Source organism: Microcystis sp. M113S1, assembly GCF_020246945.1.
Classification (GTDB): Bacteria; Cyanobacteriota; Cyanobacteriia; order Cyanobacteriales; family Microcystaceae; genus Microcystis.
In genome coordinates this window covers 1-3,057 of sequence record NZ_JADBSA010000196.1, presented here as the reverse complement: position 1 = coordinate 3,057, position 3,057 = coordinate 1, and the positions used below count along the sequence as shown (strand labels likewise).

Annotated in this window: 3 protein-coding genes; 2 read left to right on the top strand and 1 reads right to left on the bottom strand. The window is 45.7% G+C overall.

What is annotated here, in order from left to right; all coding sequences use genetic code 11:
• On the bottom strand, positions 1–156 hold a 156-nt coding region (locus IM319_RS09950), incomplete at its 3' end, for a helix-turn-helix domain-containing protein (protein WP_287734899.1).
• Between the two features lie 91 nt (positions 157–247).
• Between IM319_RS09950 and thrB the strand changes: the two genes are divergently transcribed.
• On the top strand, positions 248–1,165 hold the full coding sequence (gene thrB, locus IM319_RS09945) for a homoserine kinase (protein WP_287735483.1): 918 nt from the start codon (positions 248–250) through the stop codon (positions 1,163–1,165).
• Between the two features lie 90 nt (positions 1,166–1,255).
• Positions 1,256–2,761, top strand: a complete 1,506-nt coding sequence (gene crtD, locus IM319_RS09940) for a C-3',4' desaturase CrtD (protein ID WP_287735482.1) — start codon at positions 1,256–1,258, stop codon at positions 2,759–2,761.
• Positions 2,762–3,057: the final 296 nt, after the last annotated feature.

Sequence of the window (3,057 nt, the reverse complement as noted above, 5' to 3'; positions counted from 1 at the left end):
TTGAGCGTAGCCTACTCTTTCTTGCTTTTCGTACCATGCTTGTGTTCTGAGATGGAGAGCTTTATTGTAAACTAATCTTACACAGCCCAAAGTGCGCCGCAATAGCGACTCTTGTTCGGGTGTGGGGTAAAATCGAAACGAGTAGGCTTTTTCCATGTCTCACATTTTAGCATATATTTGGTAAATGCGCTAGTATTTAACGGTAAAGCCGTCGTAGAACGACGGGGTTTCAGACCCAAAATTTTCGATGACAACTTTTACGGTAACAGTTCCCGCTACCACTGCTAATATTGGGCCCGGCTTCGATTGTCTCGGAGCGGCCTTAACCCTATATAATCAGTTTACTTTTACCCTGCTGCCAGCAACGACAGCTAACCCTGTCAGCATTAGTGTCAAGGGAACTGAATCAGCTAAAGTTAGCCAAGGTACTGATAATTTAATCTACACTTCTTTTTTGCAAGTTTATCAAAAAATAGGACAGAATCCGCCCCCCATAGCCATCGAGATCGGTTTAGGGGTTCCTCTGGCTAGAGGTTTAGGTAGTTCTGCCACTGCTATTATCGGTGGGTTAGTGGCTGCCAATCAATGTGCGGGAAATCCTTTATCTATGGGGGAAATCGAAGCATTAGCGATCGCCTTGGAGGGACATCCGGATAATGTGGTGCCGGCTTTGCGGGGCAACTGTCAGCTATCGGCAGGAGATAGCACAGATTGGGCTATTTGTCAAGTATTTTGGCAAAAAAATCTCATTCCCGTCCTAGCGATTCCCGATTTTGAACTGGCTACGGAAAAAGCTAGGGCAGTTTTGCCCGAAAAAATTAGCCGTCAGGAGGCAATTTTCAATATTTCCCGCTTGGGTTTATTATTGCGGGGATTGGAGACGGGTAACGGCGATTGGCTGAGAATTGCCCTAGAGGATAAACTGCATCAACCCTATCGCCAATCTTTAATACCGGGTTACGAAAAGGTCAAAAAAGCCGCCATTAACGCGGGTGCTTACGGGATGGTAATTAGTGGCGCAGGTCCCACCCTATTAGCTTTAACTAACCCTGAAAATGCCCAAAAAACGGCCACAGAGATGACAAATGCTTGGCAGCAAGTGGGGATTAACTCTGAGGTGAAAATTTTAGCTTTAGATACCCTAGGGGCCCAAGTAAACTGTTAAGCCTCCAATTTACTTGTTAAGATTCCTATGGCAGCGGGGTGTGGGAAAAACTTTTGCAGCAAACCCTAATTATAAATAATTGTTAAGAAAATGACGCAAATTACCGTTATTGGTGCAGGGATTGGCGGACTAACGGCGGCGGCATTATTGGCGCGTCGAGGTTATCAAGTCACAGTATATGATCAGGCGCTTGTCCCCGGAGGTTGTGCCTCGACTTTTTCCCGTCGGGGTTTTACTTTTGACGTGGGGGCAACTCAAGTGGCAGGATTAGAAGTAGGGGGCATTCATCAGCGCATTTTTGCCGAATTAGGGATAGATTTACCCGATTCTGTCCCCTGCGATCCCGCTTGTGCTGTTTTTCTGCCGGGGGAAACCACTGCGATTAACGTCTGGCGCGATCGGCAAAAGTGGCAAGAGGAAAGACAAAAACAATTTCCGGGCAGCGAACCTTTTTGGCAATTATTACAAAAACTCTTTCAAGCAAGTTGGCGTTTTCAAAGTCGCGATCCAGTTTTACCCCCGCGCAACTGGTGGGATTTAGGGCAATTAATCGCCGCTTTGCGTTTAGATACTGCCATTACCTTCCCTTTTACTTTGATGACTGTGGGCGATGCTCTGCGATTATACGGCTTAGAGACAGATAAACGCCTAAAAACCTTCCTTGATCTCCAGTTAAAGCTTTATTCCCAAGTTACTGCCGATGAAACCGCTTTACTTTATGCCGCCACCGCTTTAGCAGTTTCTCAGTCTCCCCAAGGTTTATCCCACCTTCAGGGTAGTATGCAGGTATTAAGCGATCGCCTAGTAACAGCTTTGGAAAAATACGGCGGTAAATTGCAAATGCGCCACACAGTGGAAAAAATACTGACAGAAAAGGGAAAAGCCACGGGAATTATCGTCAGAAATCAAAAAAATGGCCAAATACATCCAGAAATGGCCGATGAGATTGTCGCCAATATCCCGATCCAAAATTTACCACAATTAATCGATCGCGAAGCCATTCCCAGTCTTTATCACCGGAGAATCGAAAAACTTCCCCCCGCATCCGGTGCTTTTGTGGCCTACTTAGGAGTCGATCGCGCTGCTATTCCCCCCGATTGTCCTCCCCATTTGCAATTCCTCTACGATGACGATGGCATGATCGGCGAAAATAACTCTTTGTTTGTTTCCGTGAGTAAAGAAGGGGATGGCCGCGCCCCAGTGGGAAAAGCGACAATTATTGCTTCTTCCTTCACCGATACCAGTCTTTGGTGGCGAAAAGGAGAAGATAATTATCAGCAATTAAAAGCAGCATACACCCAAGAGGCGATCAATCGTCTCGGTAATTATTTCCATCTTAGCCCTGATCACATCGTTCACATCGAATCAGCTACTCCTCGCACTTTTGAACGGTTTACGGGGCGAAATCAGGGCATTGTCGGCGGTATTGGTCAAAGACTGTCCACTTTTGGCCCTTTTGGAGTAGCGACGCGCACTCCGATCCCCCATCTTTGGTTAGTGGGAGATTCCACCCATCCGGGAGAAGGCACTGCCGGAGTCAGCTATTCGGCACTAACGGTAGTTAGACAGATTGAAAATAAATTAGCTTTTAGTTAAGTGGGAAGCTTTTTTCAGTGATCAGTAATCAGTAATCAGTAGAAAAGACAGTAGGAAACTTGCTATAACGGTTTTCACAGAAGCGAGTCCCGATTGAAACGCTGAAACGCCTATCTATCAAGGGATTTACTATACCTTATTAGACTGAAAACCGCTATATTTAGGGTTTGCTGAATAAATCTAAAAACCTTATCCAACAAGGTTTTTAGACTTTTTTTCCCTCAAAAAGTGCCGACCCTTGGAGTGATTGGGGGGAAAATTCAGGGACTTTTTCCCTGAAAATTAGGTAATTGACC